The sequence below is a fragment of the Blautia faecis genome, from assembly GCF_027662325.1.
GTDB lineage: Bacteria > Bacillota > Clostridia > Lachnospirales > Lachnospiraceae > Blautia_A > Blautia_A faecis.
In genome coordinates this window covers 1-26,333 of sequence record NZ_JAQDKY010000011.1, presented here as the reverse complement: position 1 = coordinate 26,333, position 26,333 = coordinate 1, and the positions used below count along the sequence as shown (strand labels likewise).

The following is a 26,333-nucleotide window of genomic DNA, read 5'->3' as shown; positions in this document are numbered from 1 at the left end:
CATCCTATGAGTTACATAACCACATACACAAGAAACCATTTCAATCCGGTTCATCCGGAGGCGGAGAAGATCGATATTCAGGATATTGCACATGCGTTGTCGCTGACCTGTAGGGGAAATGGACATGTAAGTTCTTTCTGGTCTGTTGGGGAGCATTGTATTTGCTGTGCGAAGGAGGCTCTTGGGCGAGGGTATTCCAATCGTCAGGCGCTGGCTTGTCTTTTGCATGATGCCAGCGAGTGCTATATGTCAGATGTGCCCCGTCCGCTGAAGCAGGAGATGCCCAGATACCGTGAGGTGGAAGAGCAGCTGCTTCAGGTGATTTATAAGAAATTTCTGGGAAGCAGTCTGACTGATGAAGAAGCGCAACGTCTGAAAGAAATCGATGATGATCTTCTCTGGTATGATTTAGAGGTTCTTCTGGAAGAGAAACAACCGGGGGATGCACCGAAGCTGCACTTTGAGCTGGATTATACAGTGCGGCCGTTTGTTGAAGTAGAGCAGGAATATCTGGAAATGTTTCAAAAACTGAGCGAATCATAAAAGACAGATTTTTACCCGGAGAATGCGGCATTTATTATGCAGAAATATGAGGGATGGCAGATTCAGAAACAGACCTCAGACAGATTCTATGGGAGGAACAACACATGAACCAGGAGATAAGAATAGCGGTTTGTGATGACCTTGCGGAAGACAGGGAGAATATCACCCGGCTGCTTTCGGAATACACAGACAAAAATAACCTATATGTGAAAATAGAAGAATTTTCTTCCGGGGAGGCATTTTTATCCTCAGATACATCCGTTTATTCACTGGTTTTTATGGATATTTTTATGAGTGGGATGAACGGTATGGAGACGGCGAAGAAGCTGATTTCAAGAAACAGCCGGGTGCAGATCGTGTTCGGGAGCACCAGTACGGAGTTTGCAGCAGAGGCCTTTGATATTGAGGCGCTTCATTACATGGTGAAGCCAGTGAGAAAAGAGAAGCTGTTTCACATTCTGGATCGCTTTTTTGACAGTGTCTACTCCTTGCGGACTGTGAACGTGAAAGTGGGACGGCTGGAGGAGAGCATTTACATTTCCGATATTCTGTATGCAGAAGCAGATGGAAAACGAGCGAAAATTCACACGAAAAAGGGCGTGATAGATGCTTCCATGTCTATGGCAGATCTGGAAAAGGTTCTGCCAGCCAATGAGTTTTGCCGCCCGATCCGGTGGGCGCTGGTTTCCATGAGGGAAATCGTGGCTATGCCTACGGATATTCTGAAGCTGTCGGATAAGACAGAAATCCCCATTAGTCGTCTTAAGCGAAAGGAAATCCAGGATGCTTTTGCAAATTATAGCTGGCGAAGTACGAGACGGCGCATGCGGGGCGGAATCCTGTAAAAGAATTTGCAGACTACGTATAATTATAAAAGGAAAAAACTTTATAGCGTGTTTGAAAAAAGGTTTTCTGTAAAATATACGTTATAATCTGCAGGCGAAACTTGAAGCGAAATATTGAGAGAACGTTTCGGACATGTTATGATGTGGAAAATATGAAAAATCTTTAGAAAACAATTTTTTGAAAGCGGAGGACATCATACTATGGGAAAAATTATTAATTTATCATCCGTACTGGAAAAAGAAGAGAAATTACAGCAGGTTGTAGATTACATGGAGGAACTGAAAGACCAGTTTTCAGATTTGATCCAGGAGTATGAGGATGATGGCGCAGATGTAAGGAAAGTCGATACACTGACTGAGGCTCTGGACGCGCTGGAAGATGCATATGAGATGGTCTGTGAAGTTGCTGAGGAAGAGGAGTGATAATTTATTAAAAATAAGGTACATTCAGCTAAAAACACGAAACAACACAACGTGTTAATTAGTACTGGGTGTACTTTTCTTGTATATTGTGGAGATTTTGTAGTGTATAGAAATCGTACAAGCGTCGCTACGCGACGGCTCTAATGTTACTGTGAACTTTGTTCACAAAAAACACCTCGCGGAATGTTACCAGTGAACAGTAACGCTCCAATCTATTTTCTTATATAAAATCCCAAAAACCTATTGACATAGTGGGTTAATAGTGGTAATATCCATTTAACGAATAAATAACCCAGTAAATCAATACGGAATATCGACAATTATTGCCGAAGAAGCAAGCTGGCAGTTACTGGGGGCAGATACAGACATAACAGGCGGGCCGCCATACGGCGACATCACCTCGAATAAATGTAAAGCGGCCGCAGGCGCCGGGAAAGGAATGGATATGGCATACTATAAGGGAACACTTGGATTAATCGGAAACACCCCACTTGTAGAGGTTACTAATATTGAGAAGGAGCTTGGACTGGAAGCTACTGTTCTTGTGAAGCTGGAATACTTTAACCCGGCAGGAAGCGTTAAGGACAGAATTGCCAAGGCTATGATCGAGGATGCAGAGCAGAAGGGAATCCTGAAGGAAGGTTCCGTAATCATTGAGCCAACTTCTGGAAATACCGGAATCGGTCTGGCATCTATCGCAGCAGCTAAGGGATACAGAATCATCCTCACCATGCCAGAGACCATGAGTGTTGAGCGTCGCAACATTCTGAAAGCATACGGCGCAGAGCTTGTTCTTACCGATGGAACCAAGGGAATGAAAGGTGCCATTGCCAGGGCCAACGAACTGGCAGAGGAGATTCCAAACAGCTTCATCCCAGGACAGTTTGTGAACCCGGCGAACCCGGCAGTGCATAAGGCTACCACAGGTCCGGAGATCTGGAAGGACACTGAGGGAAAGGTTGATATCTTCATCGCAGGTGTTGGTACAGGCGGAACCCTTACTGGAACAGGCGAATATCTGAAAGAGCAGAACCCGAATGTGAAAATTGTAGCACTTGAGCCTTCTACCTCCCCGGTATTATCTGAGGGAAAAGCAGGTCCGCATAAGATCCAGGGAATCGGTGCCGGATTTGTTCCGGATGTTCTGAATACCAATGTTTATGATGAGATTTATAAAGCAGAGGCTGATGAGGCATTTGCCACAGCGAAGCTTCTTGCACACAAAGAAGGAATCCTGGTTGGAATCTCTTCCGGAGCTGCGTTAAAAGCCGCAATCGACTATGCAAAGAAGCCTGAGAATAAGGGCAAAGTGATCGTAGCACTTCTTCCGGATACTGGTGACAGATACTATTCTACACCACTGTTTACCGAGTAATAGAGTCTATGGCTGGCTGCGTTCCGTGAAGAGCTTTTGGGCAGCGGAGTGGACAGTAATGCTTTTGTAAAATCTATGAACAATAAATAAGGAAGTGGCGTGATGCCAGTGAGGGCTGTCGTGTCTGATATGCGAAAGATGCATGTTGGAAGTGGCAGTCCTTTTTTTATTTCAGATTTAAACTTTGCAGAAAGCCTTTTTCAGACATGCTCTAAAATGTGTTTGAAAATTCATTCCATCAATCTGTGTACCCAAAGATTCATGACCATAATTTTCCATAGGTTTTTATATGCATAAAAAAAGCAATCTTGTGCATAAAAACCGTAACCTTCCTTAACATTATTGTTTCAAAAATTTCAATATGATATTCTTTTTATGAGAAAAAAGAGTGAATTTTCCTGATGAATTTTGCAGAAAACAGAGGATGCTGTGTTACCGTTTACAGGGAAATGACTGAAACAATGAGGGAGGAAGAAAGAGTGAAAAAACAAATTTCAAGATGTATCAAAATGCTGTTTCTGGGCATTATCATGTGCCTTGGCATGGCGCTGAGTGTACATGCAGACTCCGGTCAGTTCTTTAACTTTGAACCGGAAAAGTGGGATAAGGAAGGATTTTCCTGGACAGACAGTAAGGGACAGATCTGGAATGCCTATGAATATGGAACAAAGGGAGAGGCATTTATTAGTTCTGTAGACAAAGCGACTTCTATGGAATTGCAGTTTCCAAGTGTTGTATATAAAAATGGTGTGGCAAAGAAAGTAATTGGAGTAGGTTACTGCGATCCAGACAAAACTAATCCGTACGAGGCATATTATAGCTTCACTTATGGCGGGAAAAGCAGTGACTATATGTTATATAAGGTGATTCTTCCTGACAGTGTATGCTGTGTACTGAGAGATGCGTTTTATAATCATAGGGGAATAGCGGCAATTCAGCTTCCACAGAACCCTACATTATCCATTGGATACAGAGCTTTTGCTGGTTGTACAAATCTTCAGATCGTATATTTTAATGCAGCAGTGGGAAGTGCTCAGCCTGTAAAAATAGACGAATGGGCATTCCTGGGTTGTGATAAACTGGAAGAAATAACACTTCCACCAACGGGAGCATACAATGAAATTGATGGGGAGGCTTTTAAAGGCTGTGTTAATCTGAAAAGAATTTACAACGCCCCTTCCTATCTGGATATGGGAGACGAGCAATCTGTGGAGGAGGTTTCCTTTGCGGAAGGTCTTACCTATATAAATGGAATTGATACAACTGAGTGGACAAAATGGGATGAAGAGGGAGAACCTACAGAGGGACATATGGTAAATATTAAAACTCTGAAAAAAGTAACACTTCCATCTACTCTGAAAGAAATTGGCTCTGAGACATTCACAGATAATAAAAACCTTACAACCATAAATCTTCCAGATGGTCTGACAAGAATCGGAAGTTATGCATTCAAGGGATGTACCGCCCTTACCGGATTTACTTCTCTTCCGGCAAGTGTAAGCGGAGGCATTGAAGACGCTGCATTTATGGGCTGCAAGAACCTTCATCTTGAAAATGTATATATCCATGGAACAGACAGCCTACATTATCAGTTCGCTGACAGTGGTATCGTAAGCATCCGTGTTGGTTCTGATGTGAAATCCATCTGGGACGGCTCCTTTAAGGGTTGTACAGATCTGCAGTCCATTACGGTAGATGCAGGAAACTCCATCTTTTTCTCAAAAGATGGTATTCTTTATGACAAAGTTTACAAAACCTACGGTGGAGAGGTTATAGGCAATAATATTTGTTGCTATCCTGCAGGAAAAAGCTGGGCAGGAAGCTATACACTTCCGTCAGATGTGGTTCTGTTAAGCGGATTTGCCTTTGATTCCTGTAAATTTACAGAAATCCATATTCCGGCCCGGGTACTGGATCTGGATCGTGCAAGCCTGGCTTCCCTTGGGGATCATTCAAACTATTATGCCTTTGATTCCATCAAAGACAGCTGTAAATTATATGTTGTAAGAAATTCCTATGTTGATAATTATTTTAATGACCGTTATACTTTCTATTATGAGGATGGCGATGTGCTTCCGATTACCTATGATCTGGATGGTGGAACGAATAATAGCTCCAATCCATCCACTTTTGTAGGAGGAAACAGTATCAGTCTGAGCAATCCTACCCGTGAAGGCTATACCTTTGACTATTGGATGGATTGGTATGAGGATAAGATAGAGAATCCTTATACACCAACAGGGTCTGAATTAGTAAATGGTGTTAAATTTTATGCACACTGGACTAAGAACCCGGAACCGACCAAGGCCCCAGAGCCAACCAAGGCTCCGAACCCGACCAAAGCCCCGGAACCGACTAAGGCCCCGAACCCGACCAAAGCCCCAGAGCCAACCAAAGCACCAAATCCATCTAATGGCAACCAGAATACCGTAATTCCGTCCAAGCTTCCGAAGGTTACCGGAACCAAGGCCACCAATGTGCTTACCGATGGCGCCAAGATTTCCTGGAAGCGGATTGCAAGTGCAACCGGATATCAGATCACAATTTCCACTGACAAGAAATTTAAGAAGAATGTAAAGAATTACATTGTCGAGGAAAATAAAAACAATGAACTGATCTACGGTTTGAAATCTGGAAAGACCTATTATGTAAAAGTAAGAGCAATCGCACAGGGCGGCGGCAAGAAGGTTACTGGAAAGTATAGCAAGGCTGTTAAGTTTACAACCTATGTTGTGCCGAAGGTAAAGAAGATCAGTGTAAAGAATAACAAGAAGGGCACGATCACTATTACGGCGTCCAAGGTAAAAGGTGCTGTCGGATATGCGTTTGTGGTTACCGCAGATTCCAATCTTTATGATATTGTGGACATTAAGGAATCCAAAAAGAATACGGTAACTGTGAAGAACCTGACGAAGGGACATACCTATTATATACGTGCATGTGCATATAAGCTGAACAAGCAGAAACAGAAGGTGTTTGGCGTGTACACAAAGAAAGCTAAGATTACAATCAAAAAATAAGAAATCAGTTGTTGTATTTAGTTACCTGTAAAAAGTGCTGCTGGTCAGGTGACCAGCAGACAGTAATAAAAAAGGAACTGTGTTTACAACCGGAGAGAACGTGACATGAAAAAAGATGAGCAGGCAAATGTGTTGCTTTCGCTGAAAAACTTATATCGGTTGTTTACCGTGAAAGATTATCCGGTCTATTCTACCGGAATTCTAGGAGAAAAAAGTAAAAAGGGTCTGACCCTGGTCAAATTCTGGGACGAATGTCTTCTCTATGAGTGGAAAAGTACGAAACACGGAAAAATGATTTTTCGAAAGAGCGGAAGCCAGAACCGGTATCACTCGGAATTCTGCAACCGTAAGGAAAGCTTTCCCCTGTATGAGGTTTATATGCAGGAGATACTGGACGGTCTGAATACGGAGACATTTGGCAGTCAGGTACTGATTTTTGAAAAATTCCTGAAAGAGAAAAATTATAACCATTCTGTGTTTGTACAGAAGCTGAGAAAATTTCTGGGCATGGTCATGGAGTCAGATCCATGGCTGTCCCAAGAGTGTGGGGAAAAGCTGATCTTCTGGATCGATTACATAGAGAAAAAACAGAAGGATTTTTCCCAGTCCTTTGGGGATGCCTGGCTGTTTACCCTGCTTAGTCTGCACGCGATGGCGGGGCCGGAAATATCCGGGGCAAAAATGAAACTGGTAAGAAACCGTGAAGACTTAAAGCCGGAATATATCTGGAGCTGTATTTATCAGGAATCCGGGGAAACCAGGCAGAGCTTTCTCACCCTGCGAAACTGTGAATTGTTCCGGAAATCTGTGAAAGCCAGCCATTTCTTTGGCAGAGAAGAAGAGTTATATGACTTGAAAGAGATGTTCTTCAATTCCGGAAAGTATCTGATTTCCGGAATTGGAGGAATTGGAAAAACAGAACTCATGCGTCAGCTTGTGAGCTGGATGGAGCAGGAAGAAGTAAAGTGCCGGATCGCAGCTGTTCAGTATGAGGAGAATCTGGCGGCCAGCTTTTCCAGAAGTTTTCTGAATCTTACTGGTGAGAGCGTGGAAGAAAGATTTCACGAAAGTATCTATCATCTGTCAGAAGAGCATCAGGAAAAAACAGTGCTTTTTCTGGATAATATGAACCATACGGAAGAGGAAGATCCTTACCTGTCAGAACTGAAAGATCTGCCGTGCACCATATTTGTTACTTCACGTCAGAAACATCTGGATGGGTTTACTACATTTGGCATAAAGGCACCGCAAAAGAGTGCCTTAAGTTTGATTTTTCGTGACAATTACAACAAAATACTTTCCAGAGAGGAAAAAGACCGGCTGAGTCGTTTGCTGGAAAAAGAGATTTTTCAGCATCCTCTGACATTGAAGCTTCTTGGAAAAGCGGGGACCTACTATTTTGATAATTGGGATTATCTGGAAGAAGAGCTGCAGAATAACTGGAATGATGTTGCAGAAGAGTTCGGACTCATTGATATGTACCGTGGGCTGTACAAACTGGCTGATATTGGAGAAACCGGAAGCCAGCTGGCAAGGATGTTCGCGCTTCTGCCGTATCAGGAAATTGACCGGAATTTTACTGTGATGTTTTTCCAGGGATTTTTGAAGAAAAACGAAACTCTGGGAGAGGCGCTTGGCAGACTGGTGAAATTCGGCTGGCTGGAAGATACGGGAAATGGTTACCGTATGCATCCTGTAATTGCAGAGAGTCTGTGTACAAAGGATTTTTCAGAAGCTGAGTTTCAGCCATTCTGGGAACGGGCACAGAAGTGCTTTTTCCCGAAACAGGCATCGAAAGACGAGGATCCTCGTATGGAGGAAATTGCGTGGCTTGTCTTCCAGGGAATTTCCAGAGTACAGGGAGCGGTCAGTGACCAGCTTGTGGCACTGGCGGCAGAGGCTGCCCGATATCTGGAGCTGCCGGTTCCTATGTGCGGGAAAATCCGGAAACTGGAAAAAAGATGTGCACAGATTTCCAATGAGACGAAGTTTATGGTAGCGTGTCTGACAGAGACAAAACCTGAACAAAACGAAGAATATATAGAACTCTTCCGCGAACAGCTGAAAAAGAGAACGCTATCATCGGAATGGATGTTGTTTGCTATAAGTGATTTTTGCAATAGGCTGGAGCAAAGCAGTAATTATGAGTGTTACCGGGAGATCTGTGATTTAATTTTTCAACAGAAGGATAATATTGATTATAAAATTGGATATGCGCTTTTGCAGACGAATATGCAGATGTTGAAGCTTAATGTGAAAAAGGTTGAAATGTGGGTAGAACGTGGAATCCTCATGTGTGTACAATGGGGGCATAGCCAGAGAATACTGGATTTTCTTTATCAAAAAGCAGAATGTCATATGTTTCTTCAGGAAAAAGAAAAGCTGGCAGATTGTCTGGAAAAAATAGAGCAGATACGACAGATACAAAGAAAGCGTCAGGTTGAGAGTGAGTTTGTAATATGGCAGCTTCGTGGTCAGCTTGCAGCTATGGATCAGAATATGGAAGAAGCCGCCTATTGTATGGAACAAGCAACGGACAGGTGCAAAATGTACTGTGGTGAGAAAAATCAGATGTATTCTGCCATGTCAGAGGAACTGGCACGAATGTACAATGCCGCCGGACGAAGGGAAGAGTCGTTGGCATGTCATCTTGCGGTTCGCAATCAGCTGCTTAAGAATGGCTATCGTGAGGGTTCTATGCTTCTGATGGTGGACAACAATATGAGTGTAGTCTACCTGGACCTGGGAAGACCGGAAGAAGCGATCCCATATCTGACAGAGGCGCTGGAGCTTACGAAGGAAAATGGACTTGTAGGTTCGGCAGTTGCAGAGCCTACCTGGAATCTGGCACGCGTTTACCGTGCACTTGGAGATGAGGAAAAAGAAGATATATATCTGAAAGCCGCCGTGGAAGGCTTCCGGGAATGCTACCCGCCGGAACATCCCAAGCGGATCGCAGCTGAACAGAGACTGAAAGAACGCCAGGGGGAATGAACCTGGCGTTTAAATTAAGAATGATGAAAAGAAGTTGATATCATTAGTTGATGTTGACTTCTTTTTTGTATATAGCGCTTAAAGATTTATGTTTTGTGACTTATTAAAAGTATCAAAATAAACAAGGAACCTATTGACACTATAGGGAGACTTCTTAGAACCACTATGAGAGCTGCAAATGATAATTTAATCGTTGAAAGAAGAGAATCATAATTAATCCCATTGACATACTAGGATAATTCGTAGTAACATAAATAGCAACATATCGCCGCGGGAGGATAATCATATGAGCGAAATCACTGCAACCAAAGAGCAGCAGAATAAATACGAAGCTTTAAAAGAATACTTACGCAGTCTGGGAAGTGTGGCTGTGGCTTTTTCAAGTGGGGTGGACTCCACGTTTCTTTTGAAAACAGCACACGATGTGCTGGGGGATAAATGTATCGCGATTACTGCCATGTCCTGTTCTTTCCCGAAGAGAGAACTGGAAGAGGCGAAGACCTTCTGTGAGAAGGAAGGAATCCGCCACATTACAGTAGAGTCTGAAGAACTGGAAATTGAGGGCTTCTGCCAGAACCCGACTAACCGTTGCTATATCTGCAAGAAAGAATTATTTGAGAAAATCTGGGACATTGCCACAAAAGAGGGATTGAATGCAGTGGCAGAGGGTTCCAACATGGACGACAATGGTGATTACAGACCTGGTTTACAGGCTGTTGCAGAGCTGGGGGTGAAGAGCCCGCTGCGCCACAGCGAATTGTATAAAGCGGACATCCGTGCCCTGTCCAAAGATCTTGGCCTTCCCACCTGGGAGAAACAATCCTTCGCCTGTCTTTCTTCCCGTTTTGTATACGGTGAGACTATCACGAAGGAGAAACTTGGTATGGTAGACAAGGCAGAACAGCTTCTTCTGGATCTGGGATTTCATCAGCTTCGTGTGCGTATTCATGGTACATTGGCACGAATTGAAGTATTGCCAGATGAACTCCAGAAAGTCCTGGAGAACCGCAACCAGATCGTGAAAGCATTCAAAGAATACGGCTTCACATACGTGACCATGGATCTTCAGGGATACCGAATGGGAAGTATGAATGAGACATTGAAGAAATAGTTTTCGACTTATGAATTATCGTCTATACTATGCTGTTAGTTAATTGTTTTAAATGCTGTTTTGCTTTATCATTAAATCAATCGTCTGACAAATTTGGGGAGGGAGTATGCTGCGGGCTCATTTGCAGAATAGCAGGTTATCCATTTTGGGGAAGCGTTTAGTGTTATACAGCAGATATCAATGGAAAAATCTTTGCCTCTGGAGTGTGTTTGAAAGGACGAAAAAAAGAATAGCGAGGTAAAGCGTATGAGAAACAGACGACTGGCACTGGCTGCAGCATTGCTGCTGGCAATCACAAGTGCAGACGGAGCAGCACTGGCAGTAAGTGGAGCTGATTTTTCTTCTGAGGAAGTAGCGGAAGCAGTTTTTGACGAAGTGGAGAATGAGGGTCTGGACAATCAGGATGAGGTTCAGGAACAGGTTCAGACTCCGGAGATGGATCAGGTGGAGGATCAGTCATCCGAGGATTCATTCTCAGATGCGTCTGGCATGGAAGCAGCTGCAGAATGGCAGAATGAGGAAGCGGCAACAGCAGACGAAGCCCTGGTTTTTTCAGATGGAGAAGACACAGGAATTACCTACACCTTGTCAGATGATGGGAAACTGGTAATTTCCGGAACTGGAAGCATCGCAGATGATGCATTTGCTGGCAACACTAAAATAACAAGCGTGGTTATCTCTGAAGGAGTGACCGGCATTGGTTCCGGTGCATTTACCGGCTGCACCAATCTGACAAGTGTGACAATTCCAGAAGGCGTAACAACCATAGATGGTATGACATTTGGCAATTGTACCAGTCTGACAAGTGTAACCATTCCGGGAACGGTAACCTCAATAGAAGTTCAGGCATTCTGGAACTGCAGCAGTTTGACAAGCATAACTATTCCTGCAAGCGTAACGAGCATCGGAAGCGGTGTATTCCAGGGCTGTACCAGCTTGACAAGTGTAAAGCTTTCAGAGGGTCTGACCAGAATTGGAGATCAGACTTTTGGCAGATGTAATGCGTTAGAAACCATAGAAATCCCGGCAAGTTTGACATCTATAGGAAATGATGCGTTTAAAAACTGTGCCAAGCTGAGAAGTATCCGCTGCTATGCAAATAGCAGCACGTGGCAGCCCAGATACATTTGTGATTCAAATACAACCGTATATTACAGCTACAATCCGAACCATACTCATTCCTATAAGTCACATGTGATAAAAATGAGTGGCTGTACCTATTCAGGATCTGAAGAAGAAATCTGTGAATTTTGCGGTGATTACTATACGAAAGAAACACCGGCACTTGGTCATGACTGGAACCGTGGGGAAACAACAGAAGATGCTTCCTGTGAAAGTGACGGAGAAAAAACTTATACCTGCAGAAGATGTGGTGACAAAAAGAAAGAGACAATTCCAGCAACCGGACATAGCTGGGTAAGGTCATGGCATGAAGATGCAACCTGTACAGATGACGGAGTCGATGAATACACCTGCAGATATTGCGATACGGAAAAGAGAACTACAATAAAAGCAACCGGACATAAATTTTCTGCATGGGCAGTAACACAGGAAGCAACTGTGGATGAGGAAGAAGTCCAGACACGTACCTGCAGTGCATGCGGTGAGCAGGAAACAAAAATTACCCGGGACAGACTGCAGCCAACAATGAAATTGAATCAGTCCAGTATTGTGCTGAAGACCGGACAGAAGACGAAGTGTCTGAAAGTAACCGGGCTTGCAAAGGGAGATTTCATTTCCACCTGGAGTACGGATAACTGGAGTATTGCAGATGTATCTGTTAGTTCAGATGGAACCTGTAACATTACCGCCGGTAAAACTACAGGCAAAACCCGTATTCACATATACCTGAACAGCGGATATGAAAAGTCTGTTACCGTAAAAGTCCAGAAAACCGCTGTAAAAACCACAAAGATCAAAGGTGTGCCGAAAACACTGAAATTAAAGAAAAATCAGAAATATTCCCTGAAACCGGTTTTAAAACCAGTAACAAGCAAAGAAAAAATCACCTACAAATCCAGCTCCTCCAAGGTGGTAAAGGTAGATTCCAAGGGCAGAATTACTGCAAAGAAAAAAGGAACAGTCGTAATTACGGTGAAAGCAGGGAAGAAAACAGTTAAGTGTAAGGTGACTGTGAAATAACGTATATTTTGAAAGGACAGGAATGAAATATTTTCTGTCCTTTTTCATGAATATTTATTGATTCTTTTTCTCACATTTCCTATAATAAGCCTATGTGTTATAAATTTACCCATGTGACATGTAAAAACGCCGGAAAGGATATTGTATCCCGTAGAAGTCAGCGATGCATTTTACCTGTTGCAGGGGCTTTTTGTTTTGAAGATTTGGGATTTCAAACACGCTCTGGTCTGCCATGGCAGCAGGTCTTTGGACAGTGTTGCAGACAGAAGTATATATTGAGTTAAGCTGCGGTATCAGGTGCCGTGAGGGAGTAAAAGAGTATGAAGAAAAAATGTGTGGCAATGATGTTAATCGCAATAATGACCGCATCTTTAGCTGGCTGTGGAAGCAGCAAGGACGGAAGCGGTAAATCTGTAAAGCTGGATTCGGATCACCCGGTGTCCCTGACGATCTGGCATTATTACAACGGTGCCCAACAGGCAATGTTTGACACCCTTGTAAAGGAATTTAATGCCTCCGTTGGAAAAGAGGAGGGTATCTACGTGGAGAGCTACAGTCAGGGTTCCGTATCCGACCTTGAGGAAGCAGTCAACAGCTCTTTGGACGGAGAAGTAGGAGCAGAAGAACTGCCGGATATTTTTTCTTCCTATTCTGATACTGCTTACGCAGTACAGCAGCAGGATAAGCTGGCAGACCTTTCCGTGTATTTTACAGAAGATGAGCTGTCCAGGTATGTAGATTCCTACATCCAGGAGGGCTATTTTAACCAGGATGGCGCTTTATATCTTTTCCCAGTTGCCAAATCCACAGAGATCACCATGATCAATAAGACTGACTGGGAGCCTTTTGCAGAAGCCACTGGAACTACAGTGGAGGAACTTGCCACTACAGAAGGTATTGCAGAGGTTGCACAGCGCTACTATGAGTGGACGGATGAGCAGACCCCGGATGTGCCGGACGATGGAAAAGCATTCTACGGCAGAGACTCCATGTCCAACTATTTTATCATTGGCATGAAGCAGATGGGAAAGGAAATTTTCCAGGTGAAAGATGGAAAAATGACCTTAAACACAGACGAAGATCTGATCCGCCGCCTTTGGGATAATTACTATGTACCATATATGAAGGGCTATTTCGCATCTCTTGGAAAATTCCGTTCCGATGATGTGAAGACAGGAGATATTCTTGCATACACGGGCTCCACATCTTCTGCCGTATACGTCCCGGATACCGTGGAAATAGGGAATAAAAGCTATCCGATTGATTACATCGTATGTGATTCTCCGGTTATGGAGGGCGGCGAGAACATAAAAGTTCAGCAAGGTGCCGGAATGGCAGTGACCAAGTCTGATGAGGAACATGAGTATGCTGCAAGTGTATTCCTGAAATGGTTCACACAGAAGAACCAGAACCTGCGCTTTGTATGCGAATCCTCCTATATGCCGGTTCTGAAAGAAGCCAACAGCGTAGACGCACTGGATTCCGTTATTAAAGAGAATAATATAGAAGTCAACCAGAAGGTTTACGATTGTTTTACAACGGAAATGGAAGACTTTGATAAAACAAGTTTCTATACAATTGGAGCCTTTGACAATAGCTACAGTGCCCGTAAGATCCTGGATTATTCTCTGGCTGACAAGGCAAAGGCTGATAAAGATGCCATGGACGCTGCAATCGCAGACGGAGAAAGCCGGGAAGAGGCTCTTGCACAGTATCTGACAGATGAGAATTTCCAGAGCTGGTATACAGAATTCTGCCATAGCCTGGAGTGTATTTGAAAAAACATTCAAAGTGTTTTTTTAGACAGATTCTGGACATAAGGAGGTGCGGAGGACTGTGAAGAAAAAGAAATCTCTTTGGAACATATTTTTGATTCCTATACTGATCATTGTGTTTGTACAGGGTGCAGTCCCATTCCTGACATTGATTTTCAGCGGAATCCGCTCAAACATGGAGAATGCGGTTATCGGTCTGGACAGTCATACGGTGGAGAACCGTAAGGTGGTTCTGGAGAACGATATGATCGAGCAGTGGAGCAGCGTGTACAAGGAAAGTGACAGTCTGTCCTCTGCGCTGACAAAGGTATTGAGCAATCATCAGATGGATATGCAGGGCTTCATGGGCTCAGGGAAAGTTCAGGAGGAATATCTGGAAACGGTTTTTTATGATATGGTGGAGGTTTTGCAGTACAATTCCACTTCTGGAATTTTTCTGGTTCTGGGAAATGACGGTGATACAGATTCGGAAGGGGAATACAAAGGCTTCTGGGTGAGAGACTCAGATCCCCAGACCAAAACGGCTTCCCGCACGGACCTGCTGATGGAGCGTGGAAGTAAGGTACTGTCGCAGAATATGTCCATTTCACTGGATACTTCCTGGCATACAGATTTCCACTTCCAGGGCAATGGGAAAAGAGATGCCGATGACTTTTTTTACCAGCCATATATAACAGCAGAAAATTACGTTGATTCCCGCACCAGTATGAAAAATCTGGGCTATTGGTCGAAGCCGTTTATTCTGGAAGATTTCTATAAGGATAACCATAAGATGATCACATATTCGGCACCTCTTGTTTATGATAAAACCGTTTACGGTGTGCTTGGAATTGAAGTGGGAGTGAATGATCTGACCAAATTTTTTCAGGTAAAAGATCTGGATTCCGATCTGAATGCAGGATTTGCCCTTGTGGTAGACCATGGAAATGGAAATTATGAGGGAATTGCCGGTGAGGGTGCGCTGTATGATGCAGTTTCCCGGGACGGAAGTGACTTTGTTCTGGAGGAGCCGGTGCAGGAGAATTTGCGGCTGGTACAGGGGGCTGCCATTGGGAAACAGCAGATTTACGGACTTGTGAGCAATCTGGAGCTGTACAGCAGAAATGTGCCGTATGAAGATACGCAGTGGGCATTGTGCGGTTTTGTTACAGAGGATTCTGTGTATGGATTGATTTCCGATGTTTATGAGAGAATTCTGGGAGCGATTCTGGGAAGTGCCCTGATGGCGGTTATTCTGGTTTATTTTCTTGTCCAGTATGCGACGGAACCGGTTTACCATCTGGTGGAGAGTGTACGAGGCGGAGTGAAGGGAATTCACGGTTTTCAGGAGTCAGGTATTCAGGAGCTTGATGAGCTCCATAAAGTGATAGAGAATCTGACGGATACCCAGATGCAGACAGAGAATCAGCTTCTGGAGGAAAAGGAGCGCTATCGGATTGCGGTAGAAAGTTCCCAGGATGCCTTTTTTACCTACAAATGTAAGGAAAAACTGCTGGAAATAGTTAACAGTAAAGGCAATGACGGTGTATGGGACTGCGGAAAGCATCCGGAATTTCTTGATAATGACAGTATCCATCCGGCAGATAAGGCAAAGCTGGTGAACGCAGTAAAAAGCTCAGACGGCGTTCTGGATGTTGACTTTCGTCTGCAGCATGCCAATGGAGAATTTCAGTGGGTAAATCTATCCGGAAGCATTACTTTTGATGAGAATAAAGAGCGCAGCAGGGTCGTTGGCTGTATTCACAATGTGCATCAGCACAAGCTTCTGGAGCAGGCGCAGAAAAGAAAGCAGATTTATGACTCCATTACCTCTTTTTACCGCCTTGGAAGCGGACTGGAAGTTGTGGAAACACTGTGTCGGGATGACCCGGAAGGGGTACTGGTACTTCTGGAAATCCAGCAGTTTTCCAAAATCGATGAGCGCTATGGCCTGATCTTCGGAGATATTATTCTGGAGCAGTTTGCCGGTCTGCTGGCGAAGCGCTTCCAGGAGGACGGTTTAAACGGTGGTATTTATATCAGGGCTGGTGCAGACCAGATGCTGGTATGGCTGCCGGTATGTACGACCGGACCGATCGTGAGAAGTGTGCAGGGACTGGAAAAGGAGTTTGGGGCGCTTACAGATGAGAAGCATCTGTCCCTTTCCCTGAAATGTGGAATCGCAGTTACAGGCAGCAGAAATTCGCTGTCTGAGGCACTTGAACAGACGAAGACTGCTCTTACAGCTGCACGTCATGGAAAGCAGGAAATCATGTTCTATGAGGAGCTTTCAACGGTGGAAAAAGCCTGTGCGGTTGATGTGGCATTTGCGGAGGTGGCTTCTCTGGAACGTCTGAAGGAAATGACACTTTCCTCTATAGCTCTGAACCTGTTTGACAGAGATGGTGATACTTCTGTGGTTCTGGATATTCTGGCGTTGAAGCTGCAGGAGAAATACCATCTGACAGACATTGTGATCACCCATTTCAACGGGGAATATATGGTAAATAACCTGCTGTACTGCTGGAAAACCTGGGAGAAAAAGGATGGCTGGGACGGTATGGTCCACTGTTCTGAGAAGCAATACCAGCACTTTGTGGAGACACAGGAAATGCAGCAGCTTCTGACTTCCGGGGAAAGCATATGGAAAGAGCCGCTGATTCAGCCTTTTGCTTCAGGCAGAAACGATATTGTATTCCATATGACAGATAACGGACAGTATTCCGGAAGTATTGTATTCCGGGACATTGACCAGGATGTTCTGGAGAAAAAAGAAGAGTGTAAGTGTCTGGAAGAAATCAGCGCAATTATTCAAAACCGGTTGAATCTGGAGCGTCACGATCTTTCTGCCAAGGCGAAATCGGATTTCCTGGCCCGTATGTCTCATGAGATCCGTACTCCTATGAACGGTATTATAGGTATGACGGAGATCGCATTGAAAGATGGACAGACTGAGGAGCGGCGAATCGACTGTCTGAGAAAAATCGAGTACTCCTCGGAATATCTGCTTGGACTTATCAACGATATTCTGGATATGTCCAAGATTGAGAGCGGAAAGATGAGGCTGATCGAAGAAAAATGCAATCTCATGGAGATGATACAGGGACTTCGTCCTTTGCTGGAAGCGAAGCTGAACGAAAATAACATTCAGTATATAGCAGATATCCAGCTGAAAAACCATTGGTTTATGGCAGATTCCCTGCGGCTGAACCAGGTTCTGGTAAATCTTCTGGGAAATGCGCTGAAGTATTCCAGACCAGATGGACATGTGTGGCTGACCGTTCGCGAGACAGAAGAAGAGAAAGGCTTTTCCAATCTGTATTTTCAAGTCAGGGATGATGGAATTGGAATTGCACCTGAGAAACAGCAGCTTATTTTCCGGCAGTTTGAGCAGGCGGATAATTCTGAAAATGCAAGAAAACAGGGCACTGGTCTTGGTCTTGCCATCAGCAGAAGAATTGTGCGGATGATGGATTCCGATATTAAGTTGGAAAGTGAGCCTGGTAAGGGAAGCAGCTTCAGCTTTAACGTGAAGCTTCAGCCGGTAAGCGGAGAGAAGACTACGGTCACCAGCCAGCCGGAGGAGATCAGCTTCCCGGGAAAAAGAATCCTGGTGGTTGAGGATAATGAGCTGAATATGGAAATTATCTGTACGATTCTTGAAAATTACGGAATTAAAACCGAGCAGGCAGTTAACGGAAAAGAAGCTGTGCGGCGCATGGAAGAATCCGTTCCCGGATATTACGATATGATCTTTATGGATATTATGATGCCGGAAATGGACGGACTGGAAGCAACCCGGACCATCCGGAATCTGGATCGTGAGGATTGCAAAAAGATTCCGATTTACGCAATGAGCGCCAACGCTTTCGACGAGGATGTGAAACGTTCCCTGGCAAGCGGTATGAACGGACATCTTTCCAAGCCTGTGAATCTGCAGGTGCTGGAGAAAACGCTGCAGAAAGTGCTGGGATAAAAATAAATGGTTTTTTAATGCATCTTGTGCAATATATTGACAGTTTGTGATAACCCCGTCTTTTACAGACGGGGTTATGTTATATTTATGGCAATATAGAAGGGAGCGATCACAAGCATGAAATATCAGAATATCATAGATAACATGACCCTGAAGGAAAAAGCCGCATTCCTCAGCGGAAAAAGCGAGTGGCAGACAAGAGATTTCCCGCGTCTGGATATCCCGGCGATTTTCTGTTCAGACGGACCGAATGGTGTGCGTAAACAGGCTGGAGCAGGAGATCATCTGGGAATCAATCCAGCAGTACCGGCAACCTGTTTTCCTACAGCGGCAGCTATGGCAAACAGCTGGGATGAAGAGCTGGAGCAGAGGGTAGGCGTTGCCCTTGGTGAAGAATCCATGGAAGAAGACGTAAACGTTCTTCTTGGACCTGGACTGAACATTAAGAGAAATCCTCTCTGTGGACGTAACTTCGAGTATTTTTCCGAGGATCCTTATCTTTCCGGAAAAATGGCAGCTGCTTTTATCCGCGGTGTGCAGAGCACAGGAGCAGCAGCCTGCGCAAAGCATTTCGCTGTAAACAGCCAGGAGCTTCGCCGTATGGCAATGAACGCAGTGGTAGATGAGAGAACTCTCCGTGAGATTTACCTCACCGGTTTTGAGATTGCCATCAAAGAGGGTGGCGCGAAAACGGTTATGAGCAGCTACAACGAGGTAAACGGTGTTTACGCCAACGAAAACGAGCATCTGCTGAAAGACATTCTCCGTGACGAGTGGGGCTTCGAAGGCTCTGTTATCACTGACTGGGGTGCTTCTAACGACCATTCTCTCGGTGTAAAGAACGGTTCTACCCTGGAAATGCCGACTCCGGGACTTGATGCAGCAAGAGAGCTTCTTGCCAGCGTAGAAAGCGGCAAGATCAGCGAGAAGGACATTGACGAGCGCGTAGACGAGCTTCTTGATCTGGTACTTACCACCACCGAGAATGCAAAGCATTATAAAAAAGTGGCAGACAAGAAAGCCCTTCATGAGGAGCACCACAAGCTGGCACGTCTTGCCTGCGAGAACAGCGCAGTACTTCTGAAAAATGAGGACGGAATCCTTCCGGTTGGAGCGAAGGTTCAGGCAGCCGTAATCGGTGACTTTGCTTTTGATCCAAGATACCAGGGCGCAGGTTCTTCCATGGTAAACTCCACAAAAGTAGATTCCATCAAGGACATGCTGGAGACCAGCGGAATCTCTGTGACTGGAATTGTACGCGGTTATCAGCGCGATGGCAAGGAAGACGAAGCTATGAAAAAAGAGGCCGTAGATCTTGCCCGCCGTTCTGATGTGGTTCTGTTTTTCTTCGGATTGAACGAGAAAAGCGAGACAGAAGGTCTTGACCGCAAGCATCTCCGCATTCCGCAGAACCAGATCAACCTGATCCAGGAGCTGGCAAAAGCCAACGCAAACATGATTGGTATCATCAGTGCAGGTTCTGTTATTGAAATGCCATGGCACCATCATTTCAAAGCCCTGCTTCACACCGCTCTCATGGGTCAGGCAGGTGCAGGTGCAGTGCTTGATATTCTTTCCGGTAAAGTCAACCCATCCGGAAAGCTTGCTGAAACTTACATTAAGAAATATGAGGATACTCCTTCTTACAATTACTATCCGTCACAGGAGCGGAACTCTGAGTACAGAGAGGGAATTTACGTAGGATACCGCTACTTCGACACCGCAGGTGTGCCGGTAAACTATCCATTTGGATATGGTCTTTCCTACACTACATTTGAATATGACAATCTTCAGGTGAAGCCGGATGGGGCGACGTTTACCCTTCGCAACACCGGAAAGTATGATGGTGCAGAGATTGCCCAGCTTTATGTAGGACTTCCGGGAGCAAAAGTTTTCCGCCCAGTCAAGGAACTGAAAGGTTTTTCCAAGGTGTTCTTAAAGGCAGGCGAGGAGAAAACCGTTACCATTAAGTTCGACGACAAGACATTCCGTTACTGGAATATGAAGACAAATAAATGGGAAGTAGAAGGCGGCGTTTACAGCATTATGATCGGTGCAAGCTGTGCGGATATCCGTCTTCAGGATTCTCTTGCCATTATCGGAACCACTGAGGTAATGCCCTACTATACCAACCGCGTTTCTTCTTACGTGGGGGGGAAAATCCAGCAGGTCGGAAATGAGGAGTACGAGACGATCCTGGGACATTCCATCCCGGACGGAAGCTGGAGCGGCGAGCTTGGCATGAATGATGCCCTTTGCCAGATGTATTACGCGAAGAGCGGAATTGCCCGCTTCATCTGTAAGAAGCTGGGTGAAAAGCTGAAAAAGAGCGAGGCAGCGGGAATTCCGGATCTGAACACCTTGTTCCAGTACAACATGCCATTCCGTGCAATCGCCAAGATGACCGGCGGCATGGTTTCCATGGAAATGGTAGAGGGACTTCTGAAGGTTGTAAACGGCCATTTCAGCGGACTTGGAAAAGTAATCCGCGGATTTTTCAGAAACCAGAAGCTGAACAAGCAGTACGAGAAAGATCTGGAAGAGCAGAAATAGGAGGAGTATCATTATGGGAAAAATCAAACAGTTAATCGAAGATCACCCAAATATCTGGGAATTTATTAAATTTAACGTATTATCCAACTGCGCAACTATTACAAACTTCATTATCATGTGGCTGTGCACCGGCTTTATTTTCAAAAGCTTTGCAAATACACCATTTAAGTTTCTGGTGTTCAATTACGCAGATAATATCGAGTCCAATCTTGGTTTATGTGGATTTTTAAGCTTTTTGGTTGCAACTGCAGCAGCCCAGACCGTAAACTTCTTTGTACAGAAGAATCTGGTTTTCAAATCCAATGCAGCGTTTGAGAAGGCTGTACCGAAATACATTGTACTTGCAGTTGTGCTGGTGCTTGTATCTGCAGCACTTCCGGCTTACAGCCAGAGCTTTTTCGTTAACATCGGTATTTCCGAAGCACTTGCACCTACACTTGCAAATGTGGTGAACATTCTGGTTCAGGTAGTTCTCAGCTACCCGACCATGAAATTCTGGATCATGCCGAACAAATAAAAAATGGCGGTTATTTTTGCCGGATATAGTGACAGATAAAGAAATCCCCCGGTCTGGTGGCTTTGCGCTCCTGACCGGGGGATTTTGTCAGGAAGTAAGCATTGTAAAGAATCTTTATACGTGCTAAGATAAAAGGCGGAATTTAACAATTTAAACACATTTTTCCCACAAAGAGAACACAAATTGTCTCTATACTGTGAACTATCAAATGAAAAGAACATAAAGGAGTTTCTAAAGGAGGCTTTTATCATGAAGAATAGAAATGAAGAATTAAAGAGAAAACTTAAAAAGGCAGCAAGCATTAGTCTTTGTGCAGTACTGGCAGGTGGTCTTGCAGCAGGAACATATACAGGAGTTAACTATCTGACAGGCTATGAGCAGAGCGTACAGGCGGCAAGTGAAGACAAGGTTGAACTTCTGAAATCAGAGAAGAAATCCGATGATTCCAAGGATGACAGTAAAGATGAGAGTACAGCAAAGGGAAGCCTTGATGTATCCGATATCGTTGAAGAGACAATGCCAAGCATCGTTTCCATTACAACCAAATCTGTAGAAGAGGTTCAGAGCTATTATGGAATGTTTGGTCAGTATGGTGCTTATGCTCCAGAGCAGAGAGAGGTACAGGGAAGCGGTTCCGGTATTATCATCGGCAAGAATGATTCAGAGCTTCTGATTGCAACCAACTACCATGTAGTTGAAGGTGCAGAGACTTTATCTGTTGGCTTCTGTGACAGTACTGCATGTGAAGCTAAGGTAAAAGGTTACGACAGCGAGAAAGACCTTGCAGTTGTAGCAGTTTCCCTGGATGATATTGACAGCGACACAATGGATGCAATTACAGTTGCAACCATCGGTAATTCCGATGACCTGAAGGTTGGCGCACAGGTTGTTGCAATTGGTAACGCACTTGGTTATGGACAGTCCGTAACAACCGGTATTGTAAGTGCCAAGAACCGTCAGCTGAATTCTGATGATACAGTTGGTGATTATGACAGCGACAGCAATTCTGCTACAAACCTGATCCAGACAGATGCAGCAATCAACCCAGGCAACAGCGGTGGAGCTCTTCTGAACATGAACGGTGAGGTTGTTGGTATCAACTCTGCAAAGCTTGCTTCCACAGAGGTTGAGGGTATCGGTTATGCAATCGCAATTTCTGATGTAACAGATACTCTGGAGAGCCTGATGAATGAGGAGACCAGAGATAAAGTTGATAACCATGGTGTTCTGGGAATTACAGTTCAGAGTGTTGACAGTGAAGTAAGTGAAGCATACAGTGTTCCGGAAGGCGTTCTTGTAAGAGACGTAACAGAAGGCGGTGCAGCTGATAAGGCTGGTATCGAAGCAAAATCCATCATCACTAAATTTGCCGGTAAGACAGTTACAACCAAGGAACAGCTGGTTGATTTCCTTTCCTACTACGAGCCTGGCGAGGATGTAGAGCTTACCATTGAAGTTCCGGATGGAAAAGGTTATAAAGAAGAGACAGTAACTGTAACTCTTGGCGAGAATACAAATACACAGAGTACAGATTCCAAGGACAACGGTGATGGTCAGGGAAGCAGCCAGGATGATAATCTTCTGGAAGACTGGGAGAATAACGAAGGCGGCGCAGGCCTCCAGTACGGCGAAGGCTGGAATTAAACATCCGGGCGGATACGCTCTGGTGAGGCACATAGATTGCCGGAATGCTTTTTAGACACGCTCTAAGGCAGGATAAGCAGGACTGATTCAGCCGCGGAAATGTGAATAAATTAAATAATAGAATGAGAGAGGTTCATCTGTAAAAAAGGTGAGCCTCTTTTTTGGGGCAAAATTTCCTACAAAGCGGGGCGTGCCGATTGAGAAAATGATTTTTTAAACACACTCTGCTTTGAAATAGTTAGAAAACACATAGAAAACCAATGCCTTTCACTTAAGCATCATTTCAGTGGTTTTCTATCATAGAAAGCCACTGTTTTTATGCCTAAAAACTTTAAAAATATTACAAAAAACAGTTGACAAGTAAGCCAATATATGTTGCGCGAGCCTTGATTATAAACATATTTCAAGGAGGCTCGTTATGGCTGATTTTTTCTTATCTAATTTAAAATCCACACTCGACAACTGCATCACAGAACTCGATGAAATTCACTCCATGTTCTGCCGTAATCCGGAAAGTGATTTTACCAGGAACCGCAAACTTTCTTTCCGCCAGTATATTCAGTTTATGCTCCAGATGCAGAGTAAATCCGTTTCAAATGAAATTCTTGATTGAAACAATCTCAAACCCCCAGCAGAGCTGGGGAGACTCGTGGACGCAAGGGGCGATAAATGTAGTATCAAATTAAAAACCTCCGTTGTACAATGAATGTGGGTCTAGCAAACCACATAAAAGACAACGGAGGTATCCATGGATAATCAAAGTTTAGCACATAGTAGATATAATTGCACGTACCATATTGGTGCGACCTGCGGTCGTTGTTTGAAGTGCGCAAATGCGCTATCACCTCCATTCGTGATATTCCTACCACGAAATGCCTAGTAAGTGATGAAAGGTGTGAAGCAGTGGGACAACGCAGGTAAGTGGAAGCCACATCCGCCCAACTGCTAGGAATTGATGCACATGGCTAACATACGTGAACCATCGTAAGGGTCGTGATACGTGAAATGGTGAAAGTGGCTGATACACCATTACCAAAACGGTTAGAGGGCACGGACTTGGCGGTTTCGATATACGCTGAGTAGAATGGACATAGCACCTCCGGTCTAAAGATGGAGCCTAAATGCATTGTAACAATTCAGACAACGAAACTGGGAAACCCTCATGTGCTCCTTTACAGGTAGGTCAATCGTAAGAGAGATACAATGCGCAGGAGGAAAGGATGCCAGAAGAAGCGAATGCTGTTGTGTAATGCAACAGATAGGGATTCAAACTTTGTCCCACCTGAAAAGGAGCAGACGTCTGGTGCGTGTCTAATCACATGAAGGACTGGGAATTTATGAATGCACAAGGTTCAATGACGCAATCTGCGAGGACAATGCAGACATACAATAAGCCAAAATGGAAAGAAATTAATTGGAAACAGGCGGAACTGTATGTTAATAGACTACAAGTACGAATTGTGAAAGCAGTACAGGAAAATAAATGGAGACTCGTAAAGAGGCTTCAAAAACTGGTTACCAATTCATTCTATGCCAAAGCTCTTGCAATCAGGAGAGTAACAACGAACAAAGGGAAAAAAACACCGGGAATTGATGGTGTCATCTGGACAACGGATGAAGATAAAATCCAGGCACTCTGCAATCTCGAGACATGTTCGTATAAAGCAAAACCACTAAAAAGAGCCTACATTGAGAAATACGGAAAAAAGGAGAAACGTCCGCTCGGGATACCAACTATGAGTGACAGAGCCATGCAGGGATTGCAACTGCTGGCACTGGCTCCAATAGCGGAAACAACCGCAGACAGGGTCTCTTTTGGCTTCCGACAAAACAGGTGTGCGCAAGATGCCATGGAATATATGTTCAAGCTTTTATCAAGACGAACCTCACCGGAATGGATTTTGGAAGGTGACATTAAGGGATGTTTTGACAACATCAGCCATGAATGGATGATGAGAAATATTCCTGCTGATAAAAGGATAATGAAACAATTCTTGAAAAGTGGATATGTGAACAACAAGAGATGGTTTCCAACAACAGAGGGGAGTCCACAGGGAGGGCTGATAAGTCCAACGTATGCAAACTTAACACTGGATGGTCTGGAGACTATCCTGCTTAAAAGACACAGTACGAGTAGCACAGGACATTATAACCCGAACTATAACAAGCACAAAGTGCATCTATGCCGTTACGCTGATGATTTCATTGTGACATCAAATTGCAGGGAAATACTTATTGAAATTCAACAGATACTCATGGAGTTTATGAAAGAACGAGGATTAAAGCTATCAGAAGAAAAAACTGTAATCACTCACATAGAGGAGGGATTTGATTTTCTGGGATGGAACTTTAGAAAATTCAAGGGCAAACTTTTAATCCGGCCGTCGATTAAATCCAAAAAGAAAATCACGGATAAACTCAGCAAGACGGTAAAATACTACCACGAAGCAAAACAGGAACTCTTAATAGTGAAACTCAATCAAATAATAAAAGGCTGGGCAGAATACCATCACTGTGTCTGTGCAAAGAGCACATTTACACTCATTGACCATAGGCTTTGGGAAATGTTGTGGAAGTGGGCAAAGAGGAGGCACCCCAGGAAGCACAACAGGTGGGTTAAAAATAGGTACTGGCATCCGAGAAATGGAAGACAATGGTCGTTTAGGACTGATAAAGTAATTCTTTACCAAATGACGGATATGCCAATAGTACGAATGAAATCGCTGGATTTGAACAAAAACCCATATCTTGACAGAGACTATTTTGCAAAGAGAAAGGAAGAACATAGAATGAAGAGAAACACAGCATACCAGAAAAGTACTGCCGCACGTAGCGGATACTACGCGTTATAGATGCGTGAGCGGAATGCAGTGAAAGCTGCACGTTCCGTTCTTAGGGGAGGGACAGGCAGTAATGCCTGGCCCTTACCCGACTATTTATTCCAAAATACAGAAGAAAAGTGATGTTTGGAAAGTTACGAAAAGATGTAGGAGAGATATTAGGAAAAGTATGTAAAATAGAAGGAGTAACAATATTAAAAGCAGCAACCCTTCCAGAACATGTACATATGTATGTATCGATTCCGCCGAAGTTAAATGTGTCAAAAACAATAGGTCGAATCAAAGGAAAGAGTGCATTAATGATATTCGACAGACATCCAGAATATAGAGACAGAAATAATCGTCACTTTTGGGCAAGAGGATACTGTTGTGAAACGGTAGGTAACGTTAATGAAGAAACAATAAAACAATATATACAAGAACAATATGAAAGAGATCGCTTAGAAGGGGACTCGGAAAAGTAAAAAAGAGCCGCTTTTAAGCGGCCACCAGTAACTAAAGGAATGGTTTGTTAGACCGCCTTCAGGTGGAAATGCAATGTGCCCTGGAAGGGCAAACACAAACCACCAGCAGAGCTCAACATCATAAACTTAAGA

Annotated in this window: 16 protein-coding genes; all 16 read left to right on the top strand. The window is 44.1% G+C overall.

All coding sequences use genetic code 11. The features are described from left to right. Positions 1 to 6 precede the first annotated feature (6 nt). Positions 7 to 543 (top strand): hypothetical protein, encoded by a 537-nt coding sequence (locus PGQ38_RS07340; protein WP_118577906.1) that lies wholly within the window; start codon positions 7 to 9, stop codon positions 541 to 543. Positions 544 to 647: 104 nt separating this feature from the next. Then, a complete protein-coding gene (locus PGQ38_RS07335) occupies positions 648 to 1,388 on the top strand; it encodes a LytR/AlgR family response regulator transcription factor (protein ID WP_187565354.1) in 741 nt (246 codons plus the stop codon). 201 nt (positions 1,389 to 1,589) lie between these two features. Next, on the top strand, positions 1,590 to 1,811 hold the full coding sequence (locus PGQ38_RS07330; protein WP_187565353.1) for a hypothetical protein: 222 nt from the start codon (positions 1,590 to 1,592) through the stop codon (positions 1,809 to 1,811). 445 nt (positions 1,812 to 2,256) lie between these two features. Next, a complete protein-coding gene (cysK, locus tag PGQ38_RS07325) occupies positions 2,257 to 3,186 on the top strand; it encodes a cysteine synthase A (protein WP_187565352.1) in 930 nt (309 codons plus the stop codon). Positions 3,187 to 3,665: 479 nt separating this feature from the next. Further along, the gene (locus PGQ38_RS07320; RefSeq protein WP_204454149.1) at positions 3,666 to 6,206 is read left to right on the top strand and encodes a leucine-rich repeat protein; all 2,541 of its coding nucleotides are present in this window, start codon (positions 3,666 to 3,668) and stop codon (positions 6,204 to 6,206) included. A 105-nt stretch (positions 6,207 to 6,311) separates the two neighbouring features. Further along, positions 6,312 to 9,200: a tetratricopeptide repeat protein gene (locus PGQ38_RS07315; protein WP_204454150.1), complete on the top strand. Its 2,889-nt coding sequence runs from the start codon at positions 6,312 to 6,314 to the stop codon at positions 9,198 to 9,200. Positions 9,201 to 9,486: 286 nt separating this feature from the next. Next, the gene (larE, locus tag PGQ38_RS07310) at positions 9,487 to 10,311 is read left to right on the top strand and encodes an ATP-dependent sacrificial sulfur transferase LarE (protein ID WP_195408836.1); all 825 of its coding nucleotides are present in this window, start codon (positions 9,487 to 9,489) and stop codon (positions 10,309 to 10,311) included. Positions 10,312 to 10,557: 246 nt separating this feature from the next. After that, complete coding sequence (locus PGQ38_RS07305) at positions 10,558 to 12,453, top strand: leucine-rich repeat domain-containing protein (protein WP_204454152.1); 1,896 nt, start codon at positions 10,558 to 10,560, stop codon at positions 12,451 to 12,453. 320 nt (positions 12,454 to 12,773) lie between these two features. Continuing rightward, entirely contained in the window at positions 12,774 to 14,231 is a 1,458-nt protein-coding gene (locus PGQ38_RS07300; protein ID WP_204454154.1) for an ABC transporter substrate-binding protein, read from the top strand. 58 nt (positions 14,232 to 14,289) lie between these two features. After that, a complete protein-coding gene (locus PGQ38_RS07295) occupies positions 14,290 to 18,183 on the top strand; it encodes an ATP-binding protein (RefSeq protein ID WP_195699273.1) in 3,894 nt (1,297 codons plus the stop codon). A gap of 117 nt (positions 18,184 to 18,300) precedes the next feature. Then, entirely contained in the window at positions 18,301 to 20,736 is a 2,436-nt protein-coding gene (locus PGQ38_RS07290) for a glycoside hydrolase family 3 C-terminal domain-containing protein (RefSeq protein ID WP_204454156.1), read from the top strand. 13 nt (positions 20,737 to 20,749) lie between these two features. After that, a complete protein-coding gene (locus PGQ38_RS07285) occupies positions 20,750 to 21,253 on the top strand; it encodes a GtrA family protein (RefSeq protein ID WP_204454157.1) in 504 nt (167 codons plus the stop codon). A 249-nt stretch (positions 21,254 to 21,502) separates the two neighbouring features. Further along, positions 21,503 to 22,897, top strand: a complete 1,395-nt coding sequence (locus PGQ38_RS07280; RefSeq protein ID WP_270431139.1) for a S1C family serine protease — start codon at positions 21,503 to 21,505, stop codon at positions 22,895 to 22,897. 418 nt (positions 22,898 to 23,315) lie between these two features. Continuing rightward, complete coding sequence (locus PGQ38_RS07275) at positions 23,316 to 23,510, top strand: hypothetical protein (RefSeq protein WP_270431137.1); 195 nt, start codon at positions 23,316 to 23,318, stop codon at positions 23,508 to 23,510. A 706-nt stretch (positions 23,511 to 24,216) separates the two neighbouring features. Beyond that, positions 24,217 to 25,749 (top strand): group II intron reverse transcriptase/maturase, encoded by a 1,533-nt coding sequence (ltrA, locus tag PGQ38_RS07270; protein ID WP_204454160.1) that lies wholly within the window; start codon positions 24,217 to 24,219, stop codon positions 25,747 to 25,749. Between the two features lie 65 nt (positions 25,750 to 25,814). Continuing rightward, positions 25,815 to 26,201, top strand: a complete 387-nt coding sequence (gene tnpA / locus PGQ38_RS07265; RefSeq protein WP_204454177.1) for an IS200/IS605 family transposase — start codon at positions 25,815 to 25,817, stop codon at positions 26,199 to 26,201. Positions 26,202 to 26,333 lie beyond the last annotated feature (132 nt).